This window comes from Pseudoalteromonas haloplanktis ATCC 14393 (assembly GCF_000238355.1).
In the GTDB taxonomy this organism is placed as follows: Bacteria; Pseudomonadota; Gammaproteobacteria; order Enterobacterales; family Alteromonadaceae; genus Pseudoalteromonas; species Pseudoalteromonas haloplanktis.
In genome coordinates, this window is record NZ_AHCA01000001.1 from 625,545 (window position 1) to 646,898 (window position 21,354).

Here is a 21,354-nt window from a genome sequence, read left to right on the forward strand (position 1 = left end):
CTCGTCTCCCTAAGATATTAATTATTGAGGAAAATATGATTAGACCATTACGTAAAGATGATCTAGATAATGCTGTATCTATCTGGTTTGCAGCATCTATTAAAGCGCACGACTTCATTTCAGAAGAGTATTGGTTTTCACAGAAGCAGAACATGCGAGATTTGTATCTACCCAATTGTGAATCATGGGTTTATGAGTCGGAAGGAAATATTCTTGGCTTTGTTTCTCATTACGAAGGGAGCATACCTGCTATTTTCGTGGATCCAGATTCACAATCTTGTGGTATTGGGACACAGTTACTTAATCATCTAAAGGGTAAGTATAGTGAACTAACGTTAACCGTTTACTCAGAGAATGAAAAAACACATGAGTTTTATCTTCATCATGGTTTTATTGATGTCGATAAATGCATCTGTGAACATACAGGAAAAGAGCAATTTGAAATGCGTTGGTCAAAAGTAGGTAATGTATAATTAATTCAGGTAAGTGGTCTGTGCGACCACTTATTGAATGAGCGAAAATGTCCACTTCCGTCTATCTTACCTACAACGATAAGCGCTGCTTGAATGCCGTTTGGGATGCTAAAAGTTTAACCAAAACTATGACAACGTAACATTATCGTAGTTTAGGTGCTTGATATAAAACCTGCGCTTTAGTTACCACTAATGAAAGAGAGCAGAAGTTGATCAATTTCATTATTAACGCCGCCAACACTACTATTATTTAAAATTACGTAGCCAATATTTTTGTCAATTACTGCACGTGTTAATGATGTCCAACCCCGATTAAACCCCGCAAAACCTAAACTACTATTTTCAGTGTCTACGACATAGCTCATGCTCCAACGTCCACCTGTATGAGGCTGGACTTGGATCATATCTGCAATAATCTTATTTGATAAAATATTTGATCCTATGTAATTACCTTTATCATTTTTTAACACTGCTTGATTAAATTTTACCAAATCATCCGCAGTGGTAAGGAAGCCAGCAGCTGCAGTTTCCGTGAAATAAACCATCGGGGTTTGGTTGCCATTTTCATCATAAGGACGAGCAAGTTTTGCTTGAGGAATATTAGTAATATCAAACGAGGATTCGGTCATTCCAAGTGGTATCAGAACGTTATTGGCCATAAAGTCACTGAAAGATTGATTAGACACATCTTCAATTAACAACTGAACTACCGTATAACCACCACCAGAGTATGACCACTTAGTGTTTGGTTCATGAATAATTTTAACAGGTCCATCACCACTGTTATTGCCCTCTAAAGACTCAACGAGTGTAGGCAAAGGATCTTCAGCACTTAATCCATTATATCCACTTAATGATAATCCTGAAGTATGAGAGAGAATATTGCGCAGAGTAACCTTGCTAGAGTCAAATTGTGAATTTGGAATTTTCCACCTTTTTAGGTAGTCATTAACTGGCTTATCTAAATTAATCTTACCCTGTTCAACTAACTTCATTACCCCCCAAGCAGTAATGACTTTAGAGACGGAACCAATATTAAATACAGTCTCGCGAGTGATTGGGGTACTTTTATCAATATCTGCATAACCATAATAATATGAACCTATCACGTCTTTACCGTGAACAATTGATATAGCAATACCACGAGCTTTGCTGTTTTCAAGAATTAATGGGATCTCCTTGTTTAACATGTCAGCAAACTCTAAGTTTTTGGTTTGTTCAGCAGATAGTGAAAAAGATGATATAAAAAATATGATTAAAAATGTCAGTTTACTCATGGGCATCCTTATCCTTATAACGAGCCTGTAAATTAACTCGTTTTTTGATTTATTTTTATTAATGGATCAACCATAGCTAAGTTGCTATTTTGATTCAATCAGTTACTTTGATGTTTTGTACAACATAAAATGGATTTGCTTATACTTTCGTATTGTCGATTTTTTACCAAATATTACTGATCCCCTCTTTACTTAAAACATCCATGAACTCACCAATGCTTAGTAACTATACGAGCCCACGGTTAGCTATTTATTTAACTCTTTGTCATCAAAACACGTTCAGATAAGCTTATAGTCATAAAACGACTGTGCGGATCTTCAAGGTAGTCTGAAAAAGGACCGCAATAACTAAAGCCAAACTTTTCATAGAGGTTTCGCGCAGGTTCAAAATACGCTTGTGAGCCGGTTTCTAAGCTGACCTTTTGATAACCTTGCTCAGCAGCAAAGTTCAGCGCATGCTGAAGCAGCTTAGTTGCAACGCCTGATTTTCTAGCTGAGGTGCTAGTTCGCATTGATTTCAATTCAAGGTGCGAAGAGTCGAGCTTTTTAACAGCTAAACAGCCTTGTAAATTACCATCAAACCAGCCACTAAAAAAAGTAATATCTGGCGACTTTAGTTTATCAACATTCAGCGCATGTACACTTTCGGGTGGAGACGTCGCATACATATCGGCTAAATGTTCTTCTAATAACTTAATAACGTCACCTGACGATAAATCATCTATGGTGATTTTCATAAATTCATTGTTCCCATACTTTTTATTAAACAATACGCTTAGAATTAGTCAGAGTAAACATGTAGTTAAACGAACCATTAGAATAAACAGTCGTGTTACCTATACTTGATATCGTTTAAACCAGTTTTAGCAAACAGCATTTGACAATGCCTGACTTTTCACACAGAGAAATGTCAGCGATGAAAACCAAAAATACTCGCTACGTACTCATGGTTGCGACTGCCTATCCTTCTCTGAATATTATTTTTACACAAGTCAAAGCATCTCTTTAAGAGACTATCCCGTGTCTGTACCTTTACTCTAAAGCTATATTATGGCAAAGTGCGCACTTCTCGGGGGAGTAGCCTGCTTGACCGCTTTGTTATTAAAGTGCGGCAAGTAAACTTATCAACATAATTGCACCGCAGTGCATGGTAAGTTTGTAATGTAGCAAGCATTATCGGCAAGACCTGGGTAAACACTATCCTCATGGCGGGAGATAGGCGTTTACCTTTGGTTTAATGATCCCGCCTTATAGAAGTAAAATGGATACCTTTATCACATCAACCGTCACCGTTGCCCTAGCTGAAATAGGCGATAAAACCCAGCTTTTATCCTTATTACTAGCTGCCCGCTTTGCCAATAAAACCGCCCTTATTTTAGGTGTTTTGGTCGCTACACTGATTAATCATGGCTTATCTGCATGGTTTGGAAACTATTTAGCAGGAAGCTTTACATCTGAATACTTACCTTGGATTGTTAACGGCTGTTTTATGATTGTTGGCTTATGGCTTTTGATCCCCGATAAGGATGAAGAAGTCAGCAATAAATACGATCAGTATGGGGCTTTTTTAGTTGCTTTAGGGCTCTTTTTTATTGCTGAAATTGGCGACAAAACCCAAATAGCGACGGTGTTACTTGGGGCGCAATATCAATCTGTATTATGGATCACAATCGGCACAACTCTAGGGATGTTGCTTGCCAATGTTCCCGTTATTTATGCGGGTAATGCGCTGCTCAAACGTATTCCACTGGCAAAAGTAAGAGTGATGGCTGCTTTGGTTTTTGTTGCACTGGGTTGCTATGGCTTAATCACCAGTTAATTATTTATCTGTATACCCAAACCACCTCAAAATGCGAGCGTCGTTGGAATTAAAAGCGATTTAGGCAAGGCATTGATTGCGAGTAATAGTGGTTCTATTGTTAAAATCAATAACGCAGTATAAATCGCATTTAAACCAACCCATTGGGCATCTTGAGGTGGTTTGGGTATCTTAGCACTGGCGAGTACACCGTTGCCAGTGCTTGGCCAATACTAAAAGTCTGTGTAGTAAGCAGCAGTATACTAACCGCTCCCATAATACCAAACCACTATAATAATGACGGTTGCTTACGTTTTACTCTTAGCCAATTCATATAGAACCCAGCCCAAGCATGCAAGTTAAACCCTTGCTTTGCTTTCATAAAACCAAGTTATTTAAAATGTGTATTTAGCTGACAAATACACTCGGCGCGGCTCGCCGGGGAAGTGCCCTGCTCGGGTGATGAAACCACTTGATGCATACTCTTTATTAAATACATTTTTCACTGATAGCTGCCAAACCCACTGCTGATACTCAGTTTTCCATGCCATGTTATAAACGGTATACGGCTGAACCTTATAACCATCAAGACTCACCTGTTCGTCAACATAATCAAGCCCCGCCGCAATTGACGAGTATAATTGCGGCAACTCATAGCGTGTCCATAACCCTGCGGTATTTTGCGGCGCATTGGCAAATTTATCGCTACCATTTGCTTGCGCTGAGAACTTTTCGCTTTGCTCTACAATACGGGTATCATTATAAGCATAGCTTGCTGTGATCACTAAACGGTCGGTAACATCACCAACAATTTCCAGTTCAAAACCACGGCTATCAACTTCACCCAGCGCTTCCATTTGATCAATCCCCGTATCAGATAGCTCTGTACTGGCTTGTAAAATGTTATTACGAATGATCCTATAGGTTGCCATATTCACCGCTAACGAATCATCAAACAGCTTAGTACGTAAACCAAGCTCGGCGATATTACTGTGTTCAGGTTTAAACGGCCCACCCACATCAGAGTTCTGATCACTAGCTGATTGTGGCATAAAACCGGTGCCATACAGTGCATACGGGAAGAAGGTATCGTTTAAGTTATAACTAGTGCCAATACGGTACGTGACATCGCTGTCTGAAAATTCAATGTTATTAAGCAGATCGGCGTCTTCAAAACGGTCGTACCGTAAGCCAAAAGTGACATTCCACAGCTCGGTTACATCCACTTGATCCTGCGCATAGACACCTACACGAGTTGATTCGGTTGTTGATAAACGCGGTGCCACGCTCTCTAAATCATAGTCCTCTTTTGAGGTCAGCCCGTATTCAGGAGTTAAAATTGAGATCCCTGGCACTGGACCACCTTTACTGGCTTGTACAGCTGTTTTATAAACGGCATCAAACTCATGCTTGTACCAATCTACGCCCACCAGCATGACATGCTGCATGGCAGCAAGCTGCGTTTGTGCAATTAAATTGGCAGTAAAGCTAAGTCCGGTATTTTCGCGTTGTTGATCACGAAATTCACGCTCACTCCAATCCAACACGCCATCAGCATCGCTATCACTTAGTCCACGAGGTTCATGATAATTTTGATTTGCTTCATTTTTAAAGTAACGCGCAGTTACATCTGTGCTAACTACATCATTAAACTGATGTTTAAAGCTGGCTTGAAACACATCTGCAAGCACGGTTTGGTAATCCGTTGCTTCATTATGATTCCAACTAATATCAGCAATAAAATTACCATTTTCATCCACTGGCACCCCGCGTAACCGTGCCCCACCTAATTCTTGATCAATATGAGTGTACTGCAGTACTAGGTTTGTGGCGTCGGTAAAATCAAAACGATAGCCTAAGTCAACTATGGTATTGTCTTCGCTGGTGTTCTCACGAAATGGTTTATCTGAATCTTTATAAAGACCCACTCGGTAGGCTTGTGTTTGCGCGTCATTAACACTGCCAGTGGATTCAACAGCCGCGCTAAAAAACTCATCATTGCCTACTTCAAGTGCTAAAGTTGTGCTGCTGGTATAACTTGGCTTTTTGGTCATGTAGTTAATGATGCCACCGGGATTACCGCTGCCGTAGACCGCACCACTTGGGCCTTTTAGAACCGCCACTTGTTCAATATTAAATAACTGCGGTACTGCAAAGCCACTAAATGGATCGCCTTTTACACCATCGTATAAAATTTCATCTTGGCGAAAACCACGAAACGTCACCCCTGAATAACTAAAGCCATTTACTCCTGCAATATTGCTATACAGATCGGTTACCTGACGTGCGGCCTGATCGCTAATTAAGGCTTGCGGAATCACCTGAATAGACTGTGGAATTTTTTCAAGGGGCGTATCAGTGCGAGTACCAAATGTCGACTCAGTAGGCCGGTACATTGAAAAAGCACGTCCCACAACTGAAATAGTTTCTATGTCTTTTTCTACAACACTAGCTGACTGGTGATCGGGTATTGGATATGGCTTTTCTGCCGCCATTAAAGCACTTGATTGAAAAATAGCTCCTGTCGCAAGCATCATTAAAGAAGAGTTCATTGATATTTCCACAGCAAATAATTGCTGTGCATGATAATGCAAATTAATATCATTTACAACATCAGTGCTATTTACTTACACAATAACAGCCTCGGGTATCTGATATTGACAGCTTACTATTAAACCCGGCACTAAGATTATTGATTGCCAGTTCAACAAAACCGTCGCTAGCTGAACAAGCAAGTCCTGCTGATAAAGGGCCAGCATAAACAAGCTCGCCTTGTTTATCTAACAATACCGCAGCAGGTGTATTAGGCACTAACTTGGCGCTAGCCAAATCTCGCTCAATGATAGCAACGCTAATATTTTGCTTTAGCGCATAAGCGTTTAATTGTTGAATATGATTTTCAGAGCGCCGTGTACATGCGCATTCTTTATCAATAATAATCATCAACCTAGCTTGATCACTTGGCCGCCAATCAGACTCCATTTTAAAACGCTTTAACCAGTGTGGTTGATGTAATTGCCACTGCGGATCAAACTCCCTAAGCCCTGACAGCTGAAAGTAGATTAATGCAGCAATCACAAATGCTAACCAAAGCCCAATCACAGCCAATAATTTATACTGTGATTTACTTAAACTTAGCAATACTTTGCTCTAATAGATCAATACTCACATCGATCATTTGTACTTTTGCAGTTAATAACTCAACAATTTTTGTGTCTTGATCTTGGCTAGAGCGCAAGCTATCTGTACCCGAGGCGATCCGCGCTGTATTGCCAGCTTGTTCAGCAACCACCCGCGCAACTGATTCAGCACTACTGGCGACAGTATTTATCTGCCCAGACACACTTAAAATATTATCTTTCATCGTACTGCTAATTTGCGTGAGTTGTTGTACTACATCAATACAATTTTCCATCGATTGCGTTGCGTTACGGCTATTGCTGACCAGATCTTTAAGCGTGTTGGCAATTTTATCAGTGGTCGCTTTACTGTTATTCGCTAATGAGCGTACTTCGTCAGCTACTACAGCAAAACCACGTCCTTGCTCGCCTGCTCGGGCTGCTTCAATCGCAGCATTTAAAGCAAGCAAATTAGTTTGTTCTGCAATACCTGATATCTCACTTAATAAACTCGATATCACCTCACACGCAAGCGCAAGGTGGTTGATTTGTTCTTCGGTATGATTTAAATGATGGCGTAGCTCTTGGCTTTTGTTATCTGTTTCTTGCACTTTAATTAAGGCATCACTGGCCGCCAAGGTAATAGTGTCAACTTGTTGCTTTAATATTTCACTTTCTTTTTCTACTAATGTAAAGCCTTGGGCAACCTGCTCACCTGAAACAGCTATATTATTAGTTTGCACCGTACGACTCGTGGCGGCATCAGCCAGCTCATCATGCACCGCCACCAGCTCTTGCGAATTACTTTGCAATGATACTGATTCTGTTTTCACTTGCTCAATTACTTTATTAAGCGTATCCAACAGTGTGTTAAAACCTTTTACAGCATCACTTTTCGTATCATCAGCACGCACAGATAATTTTATATGAGCTGGATCTTGCATAATTTCTTCAGTGGCTGAACTAAGTGACATGCCACCGCGGCGCTCTCTTTGCAATGTTTTTGCTATATAGCCGGCAACAAACGCTTCAACAATTGCATACCCTGCATGAATGAGAACAGTAGTAAAAGCTAAACGGTCCGGATCAAAAACATAAAAACCCGCCCCTTGAGTTTGTAAGAAATAAAAAGATAAGTGGTGAATTGCAACAAACACTATGGCAGTAATAAAGACTCGCCACTGCACAAACATGATCAATACTGCCATTAAAATGAATATTTCAAAATGCACTTCAATTAAACCAAAGGTTTGTTGAATATGTAAAAATGAAAACATCATCATCGCCGCAGCAACTACATGAGGTGTTAGCGGATTAGTGGGCTGAGTACGTAATAGCCAAATTGGAAAAATCAACAATGGTAAACCAACAACAAATGCTGGCACTAAAGTTGAAAAATACCAGCCGACAGCCAAAGACTCAATAAACAACAAAGTAAAAATAGCTGTAAACAATCGACTCACACTAGACATAGTCACTCCAAGCAAATTCTATAAAGCATCCGTGCGGTTAAAGCTCACAATATTCGGTTACAAAAGTCGCCACACACGCTGACTTTTGTTGAGGTACATTATAATTATAGAGCATTAAATTACTTTACAATTTTTAAAATTTCTTTAAATACTGGGGTGGCTGCAATATCAGTCCATTGAAAAATTACACTTTCTGCACAACTTATCACCGCTCCTGCTTGTCTAAGTTGCTCAATGGCCAACTCTCGATGTAAATCATTACGTGAACTGACGCCATCGGCGATCAAAAATACTTGATACCCATTTGCCAATAAGTCAAAACATGTTTGTAATACGCAAACATGAGCTTCCATTCCCACCACAATAATTTGCTGGCGCTGATAAGTTGCCAGCTGTTCTAAAAAGCCTGGCTCTTTACAAGCACTAAAATGTGTTTTATCAAAATAGTTAACCTGCTTAAATTGCTGTTGTATTTGCAGATCAGTCTCACCGAGGCCTTGTTTATATTGCTCAGTGAGCAAAGCTGGAACCTGCAGTAACTCAGCCGCTTTCGCTAATTGCATTGTGATCTGTTTTACCTGCTCGAAACGTTTCATAGCCGGTTGTAATTTTTCTTGGATATCAATGACTAATAGTAGGCTTTGCGCTGCCTGTGCGTTAAATGAATTTAGCAACTTTAGCTTCCTGTAAAATAACCATAGCGATCACCCTAATGCATTTACCATTACCGTATAACCTTATGCTAGATAATATAGCGTATCAATAGTAGGTATAGATTAATGCAGTTAATATGGCTAATTCTTTAATTGAACAGCAAATTGTTATGCTATATTTACTCACGACTCGCGTTTTTTACTAAATTGGAGTAATAACATAAGTGCGGCTGTGCAACGTGTATCTTATTTTATTCAGTATCATTCTCTGTGTGTGCAGCATGACTGCAGGTGCTCAAAATTATGCTCAACAATTACAGCGTATTTCGACTGATGAAGGACTATCACAAGGCCATGTCAGTAGTACATTGCAAGATAAGCTTGGTTTTATTTGGATTGCCACTCTACAGGGCTTAAATCGTTTTGATGGCTATCAAGTCAAAACCTTTTCCAGCAAATACAACCTCGATCAATTGATGATTATTCTCTTATTTGAAACAAGCAACGGCGATATATTTGTTTCGACAGAATACTCTGGTGCGTTTCTAATCGACCCTGTCACACTTGAAGTAGAAAAAGTTTACTCCGGTAAATTAAATGCTGAAGATAGCCGCTATTCTCCTATTTTGGCTATTACTGAATATCAACAGCATTTTTATTATGCAATTAATGAGCATGTGTATATTTTTGATATTAAAAATAATACATTTAGCCACGAATTTTCGCTCAATAAAGATGATCACATCGTGCGGGCACTGACCATCCATGATAATTTTTTATATATCGCCACAAGTGATGGCTTATACGCTAAATCACTCGTTGACGATCATATAACTAAGATCCCCCTTGTTGCTAAAGATAAGCTCACTGCAGATAAAAACAATACCAAGTTTTTAACTGTTGATCCGCAGCTAGGCTTATTAGTTGGCACGGTTGAAGGGTTATATTCAATCCCCTTTGATGATAACAACCGTCTCAATTTTGATGCTGTTGCTGCACTATTCCCTGAGCATAACATTTGGGACTACGTCAATACCCCCTATGGCGAGTTTATCGTCACAGAAAGTGGCTTGTATCAATATCACCGTAGTACAGGTAAAAGCGAATTTTTATTGCGCTTTGACCAAAGTAAGTTTCATATGACAGATAACACCATTCTCGACATTATGGTCGATAAAACAGGGCTTATGTGGTTAGCATCACGCTCTCAAGGTGTATTCACTTGGTCAAGTTTGGCTCGACGTTTCGGTAATGTGCAAATCACTGCCGCTGATAAACTACATAACAATATTATTCTTGCTATCCATCAAGACAAAAACAATATCTGGTTAGGTACTGAAAATGGCTTAGCTAAAATAGCAGATGATGGCACAACCAACGGCACTTTTCTAACCAGCGATGATAGCAAAGCATTTTATGGCCAATTTGGAGTGTATGGCATTGCTGGCGCTGATCTAAATGAACCCGGTCGTTACTTATGGTTACTGTTATATAACCACTTAGCTTTATTTGATACTCACACAGAACAACAACTGCCATTACCGATGGACGAAGCCAGCAAAAATATTTTTCAGCAAAGTCCAATCTATGGTTATCATCAAATTGACGATGACAATTTTGCATTTTTTAACGATGATAACTACTTTCTATATATGGGTAAAACAGGCCATACTCGGGTAATAAAAGGTCTAAAAGAACAATTAGATACAAAAAATGCACATCGATTTTTAAAGCCATTACCAAGTCACCCTGAGGATTATTTACTCAGCATGTCAGGGGCTTTATATCGCTATAATGAAAAAACCCAATTGCTTACCCTAGTCTACGCTGTCGAAAACTACAATCCATTGAATTATGTAACAATAGAAGATTGGGTGATCGATTATAATAACACCCTTTGGTTGGCCTCAAACCAAGAAGGACTAATAGGCATTGATGCCACCAGCTATGATATAAAATATCGCGTTAATACAAAAACGGGTTTAAAAGCCAAGGCATTGGCTGCTTTGCAAATAGACCAATTTGGGTTTTTATGGATGAGTAGTAATAATGGCCTCTACCGACTCGATTTAAGTTCAATGCAAGTGCATGCATACACAGTAAAAGATGGGCTTACTGTCAACGAGTTCAATTTTGACTCACACCTGCAACTAGCTGACGGGAGGTTAGCATTTGGCAGCACTCGCGGGATGTTGACTCTCGCACCGCAAGATTTTCTATCAGTGCCTGATGATCGTCACAACGCAACAACTGAAATCACTGATATTACGTTGTTTTCACGAGCACTGAATTATCACCCTCAGCAATATGCAGAGCAAACATTAAACCTCAGTGATGAAGACATGGGACTGGAAGTTAGTTTTTCAAACTTTGACTACCAAAATGTCGATAAAACACGTTTTAAAGTCATGTTGGAGGGACCAAGCTCACTTAGTTATGATGAATACACAAGTAATAAACTATTTTTTACTAAACTTCCCCCTGGTGACTATACGCTGTCGATTGCAGCTTACAATTTAAATAGCGCAGGCTTAGGAGAGACAAAAACCCTTCATTTTAATGTGGCTTACGCTCCATGGCGCTCACCTTTAGCGATCAGTTTGTATACTGTTATTATCTTGGCAGTATTATTTTTCATTTTTTGGCAATACCGCGCTCGCCAAGCCGTTACAAAGCACGCCCATGATGAAATTCTGCAGTCGCAACAACAAACTGAGTTGGCATTAAATAGCAGTAAAAGTGGCGTATGGGAAGTCGACATTAATGCTCAGTGGATCACTCAGCAACGGCTCAAGCATGAGCTAGGCTATAAAACATGGCCGCAGAAACTAGGATTTAATGCCTATTTAGCCCTTATTCATCCAGATGATCAGCGTCAGTTTAGCAATGACTGGCAAGCATTCTTAAATCAAAGCAGTAATGAGCAATGGCAAATAACCTACCGCCTTAAGCATGCAAAAGGCCACTGGTTATGGTATCAAGATATTGGCAAAGTGATTGAAACCGATGCGCAAGGTTTCCCCTTAAAGCTCACGGGCATATACACTAATATTACCGAGCAACGTGCCACAGCACTGCAGGCAGCAGTGCTTGGTGAAGCATTCAGCCAAATCAACGATTGGCTGCTTATTTTAGATTCTCAGCTGCTGCCATTTTCTGTTAACAACAGTTTCGCAGAGGCTTTTTCTATCCAAGCAAACACCGCAAAACTTGAGCTAAAACGCTTTTTAAGAGCAATGGGTAAAAAACAATACCTTGATTTTATTAACATTCTAAAATCACTATCACCAAAACAAAATTGGCATGGTGATGCTTATATCAAAACCAAAACAAATCCATCACACCCAATTCATATTAGTATTACTGCCGTCGCAAAAGACACTGAGGTCGTGAGCTATTACGTGGTGGTGATTTCAGACCTTACCGAGCAAAAGCGTGCTGAAAATGAGCTTCGCTATCTGGCTAACTACGATCCATTAACTAAACTGCCAAATCGCTCATTAATGTATCAAAAGATATCCCAAGCAATTAAAGACGCCGATAAACGTGCCTCGCTTGTTGCTCTACTTTTCATTGACTTAGATAAATTTAAACCCGTCAACGACTCGTTTGGGCATGCGGTAGGCGATCAACTGTTATGTGATATTACTAACAGAATGAATAACATGCTGACTAAAAATGCCATTGTTGGGCGCCAAAGTGGTGACGAATTTTTACTACTAATTAAAAACTTAGACTCACCACAAGGTTTAAGTGAATTAGTTCGAAGCCTGACAGAGGAACTTGCAAAACGTGTAGTGATCAATGATTTTGCCATCAATATATCAGCCAGTATCGGTGTCGCTTTATACCCATTTGATGCCAATACCACCGATGAACTTATTCGTAATGCCGATATTGCAATGATGCATGCAAAACAGTCTGGACGTAATGGCTTTAAGTTTTTTACTGAGCAAATGAATAATCAAATCACGCAAAAATTACTTCTTGAAAATGCTTTAAAAGATGCATACAAAGATGATTTATTTTTTAATAATTACCAGCCTATCGTAAATACTAAAACAAAAAAAATAAATGGTGTAGAGTTGCTGATGCGCTGGCAACATCAAGCTAAGCTGATCTCACCAGCCGTATTTATTCCCATAGCTGAAGAAACTGGCTTAATAAATGTACTCACTGAGCAAGCGCTTGCGCGTGCACTTAAAGAGCTAGCCCCCCTATTTAGAGCTAATTCACGTTTTTATTTATCGCTTAACCTCTCACCGATGCATATTTTAAAATCCAATTTAACCGAACGCTTACTGCTTATTCTCAATCAGCATAATATAAAACCAAGCCAGCTGCGCTTAGAGATCACCGAGAACACCTTACTTGATGACAAAAATAAAGCCGCAAAGCAATTACATGCACTTAGAAGCGCAGGTTTTAAATTATTATTGGATGATTTTGGTACTGGTTATTCGTCTTTAACCTATCTGAGCCAATTTCCAATTGATGTCATTAAAATAGATCAAAGCTTTGTGCGCAATATTGGCTTAGATAGCAGCAACGAATCAATTATCAAAACAATTCACACATTAGCTGAAAACCTAGGTTTATATTGCATTGCTGAAGGCGTAGAAACTATTGCACAAATGCACTTCTTAAATCAGATAGGTTGTGATGACCTACAAGGTTACTATTTCGCAAGACCAACCACAGCAGCTCAGCTAATAAATGACGACTATATTCAAACCGTACATCAGCAATTGCATACTGCTTAATAAGTTCTAAGTTAACGCGACTTAGCGATTGCCCCACTTTTTAAGGCAGCGATACAATTGACTACGCTCAACTGGTTTAGCTATAAAATCATTCATACCGACTTCGAGGCAGCGCTTTTGATCCTCTTCAAACGCGTTGGCGGTAATAGCAATAATAACCACGGGGCCAAACTTATCACTGTTTTCACGGATATGTGTCGTACATTGATAACCATCCATAACCGGCATTTGGCAGTCCATCAAGATGATATCAGCCCTATTTTGCTGCAAACTCAGTAATGCTTTTTCACCATCGCTGGCAATTTCAAGCTCGCAATGAGTTTGTGTCAGCATTTTTGATATCACAATTTGATTGATCGGGTTATCTTCAACTAACAACACTTTTACCCCTGATAGATCAGGTAAAATGGCTTGCGTATCATCAACCGCTTTATGCTCTGCAACTGTCACAGGCAGAATAATGGTAAAACAACTACCCACATCTTTTTCACTGTCTAAACTGAGTTTACCATTCATTAATTGCACAATACGTTTGCAGATCACCAGCCCCAACCCAGTACCGCCATACTCTCGGGTCGTCGAAATATCGGCTTGCGTAAACTCATTAAACAAAATGCTTTGTTGTTGTTTTGAAATACCTATGCCAGTGTCTTTAATGACTACAGACAAATTGCCATTTGAGTAGTCTATTTGCATGGTAATCTTACCCATTTTGGTAAATTTACCGGCGTTACTCAATAAATTATTAACGACTTGGCTTAGCCTGAGTGAATCGAGTTCTACTGCGTCAGGCACTGCCGCTGTCATCGTAAACTCAAATTCAACCTCAGGGCGTACACCGGTATCAGAAAACACCTGCGCAATTTGGCTAAATAGCTGGCGTATCGGCACTGTATGAATATCAAGTTTGAGAGCACCCGCTTCAATTTTAGAAAAATCTAAAATATCGTTTAAAATCAATAATAAATTTTTTGCGCTTTGTTGTACCATTTGCAGTTGGTCACGGTATTCTGGCTTTAGGTCATTTGCATTAAGTAAAATATCGGTCAATCCCATAATTCCATTCAGTGGGGTGCGAATTTCATGACTCATATTGGCTAGAAATTGTGATTTGGCTTGGCTGGCTTGATTTGCAACCGCAACAGCTTTAATTAGCTCATCTGTTTTTTCATTAACTTGGTATTCCAGTTGCACATTAAAATGCTTCAAGCGCTGGTTGAGCGCAGCATTCTCTGTATTGACTTGATCTAAATCTTTAAAGTTGCTTATTAATTTAAATGCTAAGGTTGCAAACTGTTGTTGTAATCTAAACACTTCCAGCCAAGCATTATGCTTAGTGTCTAAATCTCCTACATCAGCCTTAGGGTCAAAGGCATCAATTTGTTCTGCCAACTCATCGATAGGCCGAACTAACCAACGGCTCAATTGAGTAATAAATATGCTGATCAGAATAATCACCAACACTGTCAACAACAGTGATTGCCCCCATGCACTGGCAGCAACTAAATTGGCATACTTACGTGGTAATAAACTGGCCACATACCAACCTTGCTGCTGAGATAAAACCACCTTCACATAATATTGCTCACCATCGATGGCGGTGGTCATAATCGAATATTGATTACCCTGTAGGTGCGTAAAGTCTTCGCCAGAAAGTTGAGCCAGCACTTGGTAGTGAGATTCCAACGTACTAAAAACCACCTGTTTTTTGGCATCAAGTACTATCAACTCGCCTTGGTTATCAAATATCGTTGGTCGAAATTGTTCGAATGACCCCAATATTAATGAGCCTTCTACCACTCCCTGAAAACGCTCGTTGATATACACAGGTGCAGACACGCCAACAATCGGAATATTACCAAAGCCTCGGCCTCGAAAAATATTAGAAATATAGCCATTTGGTGAATCTTTGCCTTGAATATAGTAATCGCGGTCGGCCACCGATAAACTACTGCCTTTTAAACTTTCCTGTAAACTAAGCGGATTAAATACACGTGCAATGGCGTTTTCATCGGTCACAATGGAGCTAAGAAAACTAGGATACAGCGTCATTAAATGCTCCAGTGCAACTTCCCGCGCAACCCCCTGCTCAATCGCTTTGGCAGTTAATACAATGCCACGGCGATAATCATTTAAATACAGGTCTATTTTAGCGGCAATATCCTCTGATTTTTCAGACAACTGTGCCTTTACTTCATACTCGATACGAGCGTAGTGATTATTGGTCAAGGCAATAGAAGTAAGAAGCACGACCAAAATGATCAAAATACTAACGATGTAATTGAGGATTTGGTACAGTGAATAAGCGCGTTTTTGCCACGCTTGCTGAATAAAGAAAAAGCTAATTAAATCAACAACACATAATATTATTGCCGCATTTAATAGATACTTCACCAGTGCTGTAACCGTTGTTAGCCAAGGCAGTGCAATAATAAAATAGCCAATCGCAGCTAAGATAGGAATACCAATCACTAGCCAATATATTATGCCACGCACAAACAATAATCGTGCTTTTCTCTGGCTGAAATAATAAAGCCAGATCACTTCACCAATAAACACCAAGGACGGCCAACAATGCCCCCAGCGATAAAAAATGAACATTGCACTAATTACACAAGCAATTAACGCATAACGCAGGCCAAACAATAGCAAGCAAATTAAAACAAAAAACTGGCCAAATAAAAATTCAGAGCTATCGAGAAACCAAAAGGGCAGTAGATTTACAAAACCAGCTAACACACCTAATAAAAGGGAACAACAAAAAGCAAAATAACGGTGCTGAAAAACTGGCAATGAATTGTCCAAAACAATAAGGGGTATACCTTAAAGTAAAAGAAAAAAACCACTTTGCCAAGTGAACGAGCGATTATTATTTAATGCTTACAACCATTACTTTCAATTTGTAACACACTGATGGCTATTTTAAATTGTTGTGCCAACAACTGCTCAACCTTCAGTCGGCATGCTTCGTCATGTTTTTCCTTTGTACAATGCTGCTTTAACACCACATGTGCACCGACTACAAGATCTTTATCACGACGGCTCACCGTCACATTATGCACATTTTCCACGTGTTCAACTTGACCAATTGCTTGCTCAATATCAGCCACATCAGGCAGTTTAGCTTTATTTAAACGTAACCCTTTCACACAGCTAATTATCACCTTGATACCAGTGAACAACACAAACAGCGCAATCAACATACTCGATAAAATATCAATCACGCTCCAGCCAGTGAGGTAAATAAGTACCCCAGCAATAAAAGTAGACACGGTTGATATTAAATCAAAAAATGAATGTAGAAAAACGGCATACACGTTAATACTAGCCTTGCGGCCTTTATATAATACCCAAGCCGCCGCACCGTGAAATAAAAAACCTGTCGCAGCAATGACCGACATTAAATAACTATTAACTTCAGGTCCCAGCCCTTCATGATGGTGTAAAAATCGCTCCCCACCTTCATATAAAATCACTAAACTGATCGCCAAGTACAAACAGCCGTTGATCAAACCACCCGTTAACTCTGCTTTTTGATAGCCATCATTATAATTTTTAGCCAAATGAATTGCTAAGCTAGAGGCAATTAACGCTATAAATAAAGAGCTATTATGAACAAATAAGTGCCCCGCATCGGCCAGCACAGCTAACGAATTAGCAAAGTAAGCGCCGATAACCTGAATAACCATAAATGAACAGGTAATAGCGAGTGCTATTAATAATCTGCGGCGAGAAGCTTGATGCGTTGTAATGTCAGTCATGAAAAGCGGTTTTACCTGTGCTTAAGTGTGCTAAAAATCATCATTCTAAGAAAGATCGAAAAGGGGGTAATGATATACAGTATCAATTGTAGTACTTCCAAGACTCAAACGCACTATAAAACTTAATATCTCGCTAATTTCTCTATTAAACGCACAATTAAAGTACCATTTTCCTATAATTGAATGTAAGCTACATATGTTAATAGGAGGTTGGAAAACCAGTGAAACAGTATTCAGTCGATGAAATTTGGCAATCATTACACGCATTACCAATTGCAATCATGCTGTTTGATGATCAAGCTGATACGTTGCATGCAAACGCTTCATGCCAGCAGTTATTTGATTTGATGCCCACAACCAGCCCCGTTCAACATGCCTTTGAACATTTCTCTATTTTACCTTTATGCGAAAACAGCCCCATTGATTTCAAAACGTTTTTAACACCTAAAAACAGCGCTGAACACAATTTCAAAATTATAAAGAAAAATACCGCATTGGGCATCAAAGTTACCTACAGTTTAATTGCACCGCAATTAATGATGCTCGCCTGTGAGCCACATTCAATCACATCCCAGCAAGCTGACTTTGACGAAGTTATCGCAAAAATTTCAACCCAGCTTATCGATATACAAAGTGACAATTTAGATCAACAAATCGAAAGCGCTTTAAAAGCCATTGGTACATTTTGTGATGCCGACCGCAGTTACTTATTTCAGTTTAGTGAAAACGGCAAAGCCATGAGTAACACCCACGAGTGGGTCAATACACAAGTCAAACCATTTAAAGAAAAACTACAAGGTATCTCACAAGATTTACTGCCGTATTTTTTTGCTACGATGAACGAAAAACACGTTTTCAACGTGCCAAATGTTAGTTTGTTGCCCGCAAGTGCTGTGGCTGAAAAAGCTGAATTTGAAGCTGAAGGTATTAAGTCTGTTTTATGTATTGGGCTACGCTCGGAAAACGCTTTATTTGGGTTTATTGGCTGTGATTGCGTAACACATATGCGTAATTGGACCGACACCGATCTGATGCGTATTAAACTCGTAGGTGAAATTATTGCCAATGCGCTCAAAAATGTTTTTTATAAGCAACGTCTAGAACATATTCAACAACAACTGCTATTAGCCAATAAAGAACTGCAAACACAAGCTAATCTGGATAGCTTAACAAACATCGCCAATCGTCGCTGCTTTGATCAAACCTTAGCCAATGAAATCCAACGCGCGACACGATCTGCTCAACCCTTAAGTTTGATCATTGCAGATATTGATTATTTTAAGCTGTACAACGACAATCACGGCCATCAACAAGGTGATGAAGTACTCAAACAGGTAGCTCAAGCACTGGATAGTTTGTGTAAACGCCAAGGCGACTTAGCAGCGCGCTATGGTGGCGAAGAATTTGCTATCGTACTACCCAGTATAGATAAAACCCACTGTTTAAAATTCGCCAAGTTACTACAACTGCAAATAAACCAATTAAAAATTGCTCACCCAGACTCTAAAGTCGCTGATCACCTCACCATGAGCGTAGGCTGCTACAGCTGCTACCCCGACCAAAAAACCACCGCAGATATGATGATCCTCGCCGCCGACAGCGCATTATATTTGGCAAAAAACTCAGGCCGAAATCAAATTCAGGTGTTTGACGAAGAGCATTAAAGCCATGTGCTTATAGCTGTGAGTATACCTCGTGACAAACCAAAGCGTTGCATGTTGCTTAACAGCCTCCCTTTATAAATTCAACAATTCTCCAAATACCCTGTACTGTAGGTCGTGCTTTAGCGCGAAAATTAACTGGGTTTCAAACAAACCACGGTGTTAACAATCCGTCCAGGGAGCTTGGTTACATCGGTCATCCATGACCTCACTTCCTCAGGCTGCGCTATTTACTAGATAAACCGTTTACTTTAGGCGTCCTGCCTTTCGCCATAAAGGCCTGCTTCGCAGTTCAAAAATATTCCCGATATTTTTGTCGGTCCCTCGTCACCTAAGCTACCGCTGTTGTAGGTCGTGCTTTAGCGCGAAAATTAACTGAATTTCAAACAAACCACGGTGTTAACAATCCGTCCATGGAGCTTGGTTACATCGGTCATCCATGACCTCACTTCCTCAGGCTGCGCTATTTACTAGATAAGCCGTTTACTTTAGGCGTCCTGCCTTTCGCCATAAAGGCCTGCTTCGCAGTTCAAAAAATATTCCCGATATTTTTGTCGGTCCCTCGTCACCTAAGCTACCGCTGTTGTAGGTCGTGCTTTAGCGCGAAAATTAACTGAATTTCAAACAAACCACGGTGTTTACAATCCACCCATGGAGCTTGGTTATTTTAGATCAAAATGCTCAGTAATTTCGTATCTCTATGTCAGCTGCACTGGGGTTTCTGCGATCCCTTGGACATTGGCTTGTAAAATAAACACAGCGCCGCTGTGGGGGTACTTTTCTAGCATATCTCCACCTAGGCCGGTGCGTGCGGATGTCACAGCGATGCTCGTGAGATCATCGCCAAAAAAGGTTAGGCTGGTGATGCGTGGTGCGGGGAGTCGGTAGAAGCTGCTCACTGAGCCTTTTTCATTAAAACGATACAAGCCATGACCATTCCAAGATGCAACCCACAGGTGGTCATCGTTATCTACTGTCATACCATCTGGAAAGCCCATTGACTCGTCAAACTTTGCAAAGACTCGTTTGTTGCTCAGCTTTCCCTGCGGGTTTAAATCAAATTGGTAAATAGTGCGCGAGGAGGATTCTGTTGAATATAAAATACGGCCATTTTTACTGATTGCAGGACCATTACTGATCACATAGTTTGTATCCACTTTTTGTAAGCTTTTGCCATTACCGAGCCGATACAGCGAGCCTGAGTTTTGCTGCTCAAGCTTGTCCATCGTGCCGAAAAACAAATGCCCGTGACGATCAGTTTTAGCGTCGTTTAAACGATTACCTGAAGGCTCATTGAGTTGATAATACAGTAATCCTCTTTGTAAGGTGTTGCTATCGAGGTAGTAAATTGCATTTTCAAATCCTGCGATAAGTTGTTGGTCCTGAGTTTCCATTAACCAACAGATAGGCTCCGGCATGTGATAAGTGTGTAATGTTTGCTGTGTAAAATCAAACCGGTATAGCGCTTTACTTAAAATATCAACCCAAAATAAGCTGTTAAAAGAACGGCTATAATAAGGCCCTTCACCAAGTAGGCATTGGCAAGGGATAATCATTTTTATTGCGTTAATTACCATGGAAACCTTATTTAAAGCCACATTAAAGGGCAACCATATTAACGGTGAATAAAAATAAGTGCTAGGCCAGAGAAGGTCGCAACTAAGATAATTAATATACGAGTGGCCTTTTCATTGATACTGTTGTTAACAAAATAGGAAGCCCCCCAACCAATTAGAATTGCCGGTAAGCACTTTAAAAATAACATAATATCATTCATATCAGCGGAGCCTGTTACTAATAAAGCAAGAATTCCAAACAGATTAATGAATACAAAAAAGATACTGAGGTTTGCTTTAATTTTATCTTTATTTTGTGCTTGATACAGCAACCCCATTGGTGCACCGCCTGCAGAAGTTGTGGTGCCAATAAACCCGGATGCAATAGACGCAACAAGGTTAGATAACATGGTCAATTTAGGCGACCAACCCGTTAAAGACAAACCAACAGCAAGTAATAAACAACTGCCTAAGAGCAGCCGATATTGATCAGAGTCAACATACACCATTACAGTGGCGGCACTGAGTACACCGAGTGCTCCACCAAAAATGGAGTAGCCTGTTTGCTTGATATCAATTGCGCCACGATGCTTGACGGTGAGTAAAGCTGTGATCAAAAGAGCATTTAGGATCATAGGAGCGGGTACTAGCTCGGGCATCAACCAGTACAAAACAGGCACGCACAGTAAGCCCAGACCAAAGCCAATAACGCACTGTAAGCATGCTCCTATTATTAATATAAAATAAACGAGTACAATATCGGGCAACGCATTTCTACCTTTTAAGCTGGTTTTGACTAATATACAGCCAATATTATTCTA

14 protein-coding genes and 1 riboswitch are annotated in these 21,354 nt (G+C 39.9%); of the genes, 4 read left to right on the forward strand and 10 right to left on the reverse strand.

The genetic code is table 11. The annotated features are described in order from the left end of the window. Nucleotides 1–35: 35 nt before the first annotated feature. On the forward strand, nucleotides 36–473 hold the full coding sequence (locus PHAL_RS0102590; RefSeq protein WP_016706850.1) for an N-acetyltransferase: 438 nt from the start codon (nucleotides 36–38) through the stop codon (nucleotides 471–473). Between the two features lie 179 nt (nucleotides 474–652). On the opposite strand, the gene PHAL_RS0102595 is transcribed toward PHAL_RS0102590, so the two are convergent. Further along, nucleotides 653–1,750 carry a serine hydrolase domain-containing protein gene (locus PHAL_RS0102595; RefSeq protein ID WP_016706851.1) on the reverse strand — a complete coding sequence of 366 codons (1,098 nt, stop codon included), beginning with the start codon at nucleotides 1,748–1,750 and terminating at the stop codon, nucleotides 653–655. A gap of 254 nt (nucleotides 1,751–2,004) precedes the next feature. Continuing rightward, nucleotides 2,005–2,487: a GNAT family N-acetyltransferase gene (locus tag PHAL_RS0102600; protein WP_016706852.1), complete on the reverse strand. Its 483-nt coding sequence runs from the start codon at nucleotides 2,485–2,487 to the stop codon at nucleotides 2,005–2,007. Nucleotides 2,488–2,817: 330 nt separating this feature from the next. Beyond that, nucleotides 2,818–2,928, forward strand: a riboswitch (yybP-ykoY riboswitch). Between the two features lie 83 nt (nucleotides 2,929–3,011). On the opposite strand from PHAL_RS0102600, the gene PHAL_RS0102605 reads away from it, so the two are divergent. Then, on the forward strand, nucleotides 3,012–3,569 hold the full coding sequence (locus PHAL_RS0102605; RefSeq protein WP_016706853.1) for a TMEM165/GDT1 family protein: 558 nt from the start codon (nucleotides 3,012–3,014) through the stop codon (nucleotides 3,567–3,569). 374 nt (nucleotides 3,570–3,943) lie between these two features. On the opposite strand, the gene PHAL_RS0102610 is transcribed toward PHAL_RS0102605, so the two are convergent. From PHAL_RS0102610 to PHAL_RS0102625, 4 genes are all read right to left on the reverse strand, one after another. Continuing rightward, on the reverse strand, nucleotides 3,944–6,100 hold the full coding sequence (locus PHAL_RS0102610; protein ID WP_016706854.1) for a TonB-dependent siderophore receptor: 2,157 nt from the start codon (nucleotides 6,098–6,100) through the stop codon (nucleotides 3,944–3,946). Nucleotides 6,101–6,167: 67 nt separating this feature from the next. After that, nucleotides 6,168–6,689 (reverse strand): DUF6436 domain-containing protein, encoded by a 522-nt coding sequence (locus PHAL_RS0102615; RefSeq protein WP_016706855.1) that lies wholly within the window; start codon nucleotides 6,687–6,689, stop codon nucleotides 6,168–6,170. Further along, nucleotides 6,673–8,139: a methyl-accepting chemotaxis protein gene (locus PHAL_RS0102620; protein WP_016706856.1), complete on the reverse strand. Its 1,467-nt coding sequence runs from the start codon at nucleotides 8,137–8,139 to the stop codon at nucleotides 6,673–6,675. Before PHAL_RS0102620 ends, PHAL_RS0102615 begins: the two co-directional genes overlap by 17 nt. Nucleotides 8,140–8,258: 119 nt before the next feature. After that, complete coding sequence (locus tag PHAL_RS0102625; RefSeq protein WP_016706857.1) at nucleotides 8,259–8,813, reverse strand: isochorismatase family protein; 555 nt, start codon at nucleotides 8,811–8,813, stop codon at nucleotides 8,259–8,261. Nucleotides 8,814–9,073: 260 nt separating this feature from the next. On the opposite strand from PHAL_RS0102625, the gene PHAL_RS22720 reads away from it, so the two are divergent. Then, nucleotides 9,074–13,555, forward strand: a complete 4,482-nt coding sequence (locus PHAL_RS22720; RefSeq protein WP_016706858.1) for an EAL domain-containing protein — start codon at nucleotides 9,074–9,076, stop codon at nucleotides 13,553–13,555. Between the two features lie 21 nt (nucleotides 13,556–13,576). On the opposite strand, the gene PHAL_RS0102635 is transcribed toward PHAL_RS22720, so the two are convergent. After that, nucleotides 13,577–16,156, reverse strand: a complete 2,580-nt coding sequence (locus PHAL_RS0102635) for an ATP-binding protein (RefSeq protein WP_232321805.1) — start codon at nucleotides 16,154–16,156, stop codon at nucleotides 13,577–13,579. 272 nt (nucleotides 16,157–16,428) lie between these two features. Continuing rightward, the gene (locus PHAL_RS0102640) at nucleotides 16,429–17,316 is read right to left on the reverse strand and encodes a cation diffusion facilitator family transporter (RefSeq protein ID WP_016706860.1); all 888 of its coding nucleotides are present in this window, start codon (nucleotides 17,314–17,316) and stop codon (nucleotides 16,429–16,431) included. 221 nt (nucleotides 17,317–17,537) lie between these two features. Between PHAL_RS0102640 and PHAL_RS0102645 the strand changes: the two genes are divergently transcribed. Then, complete coding sequence (locus PHAL_RS0102645) at nucleotides 17,538–18,980, forward strand: GGDEF domain-containing protein (RefSeq protein WP_016706861.1); 1,443 nt, start codon at nucleotides 17,538–17,540, stop codon at nucleotides 18,978–18,980. A gap of 695 nt (nucleotides 18,981–19,675) precedes the next feature. On the opposite strand, the gene PHAL_RS0102650 is transcribed toward PHAL_RS0102645, so the two are convergent. Both PHAL_RS0102650 and PHAL_RS0102655 read right to left on the reverse strand, forming a co-directional pair. After that, the gene (locus PHAL_RS0102650) at nucleotides 19,676–20,554 is read right to left on the reverse strand and encodes an SMP-30/gluconolactonase/LRE family protein (protein WP_016706862.1); all 879 of its coding nucleotides are present in this window, start codon (nucleotides 20,552–20,554) and stop codon (nucleotides 19,676–19,678) included. A 38-nt stretch (nucleotides 20,555–20,592) separates the two neighbouring features. Further along, nucleotides 20,593–21,300: a sulfite exporter TauE/SafE family protein gene (locus PHAL_RS0102655; protein ID WP_016706863.1), complete on the reverse strand. Its 708-nt coding sequence runs from the start codon at nucleotides 21,298–21,300 to the stop codon at nucleotides 20,593–20,595. Nucleotides 21,301–21,354 lie beyond the last annotated feature (54 nt).

What these genes read in the sequence shown, in the direction of transcription:
- PHAL_RS0102640 (WP_016706860.1), bottom strand. Translation starts at nt 17,316, where the DNA reads ATGACTGACATTACAACGCATCAAGCTTCTCGCCGCAGATTATTAATA.
- PHAL_RS22720 (WP_016706858.1), top strand. Translation starts at nt 9,074, where the DNA reads ATGACTGCAGGTGCTCAAAATTATGCTCAACAATTACAGCGTATTTCG.
- PHAL_RS0102610 (WP_016706854.1), bottom strand. Translation starts at nt 6,100, where the DNA reads ATGAACTCTTCTTTAATGATGCTTGCGACAGGAGCTATTTTTCAATCA.
- PHAL_RS0102635 (WP_232321805.1), bottom strand. Translation starts at nt 16,156, where the DNA reads ATGTTCATTTTTTATCGCTGGGGGCATTGTTGGCCGTCCTTGGTGTTT.
- PHAL_RS0102605 (WP_016706853.1), top strand. Translation starts at nt 3,012, where the DNA reads ATGGATACCTTTATCACATCAACCGTCACCGTTGCCCTAGCTGAAATA.
- PHAL_RS0102620 (WP_016706856.1), bottom strand. Translation starts at nt 8,139, where the DNA reads ATGTCTAGTGTGAGTCGATTGTTTACAGCTATTTTTACTTTGTTGTTT.
- PHAL_RS0102595 (WP_016706851.1), bottom strand. Translation starts at nt 1,750, where the DNA reads ATGAGTAAACTGACATTTTTAATCATATTTTTTATATCATCTTTTTCA.
- PHAL_RS0102600 (WP_016706852.1), bottom strand. Translation starts at nt 2,487, where the DNA reads ATGAAAATCACCATAGATGATTTATCGTCAGGTGACGTTATTAAGTTA.
- PHAL_RS0102590 (WP_016706850.1), top strand. Translation starts at nt 36, where the DNA reads ATGATTAGACCATTACGTAAAGATGATCTAGATAATGCTGTATCTATC.
- PHAL_RS0102650 (WP_016706862.1), bottom strand. Translation starts at nt 20,554, where the DNA reads ATGGTAATTAACGCAATAAAAATGATTATCCCTTGCCAATGCCTACTT.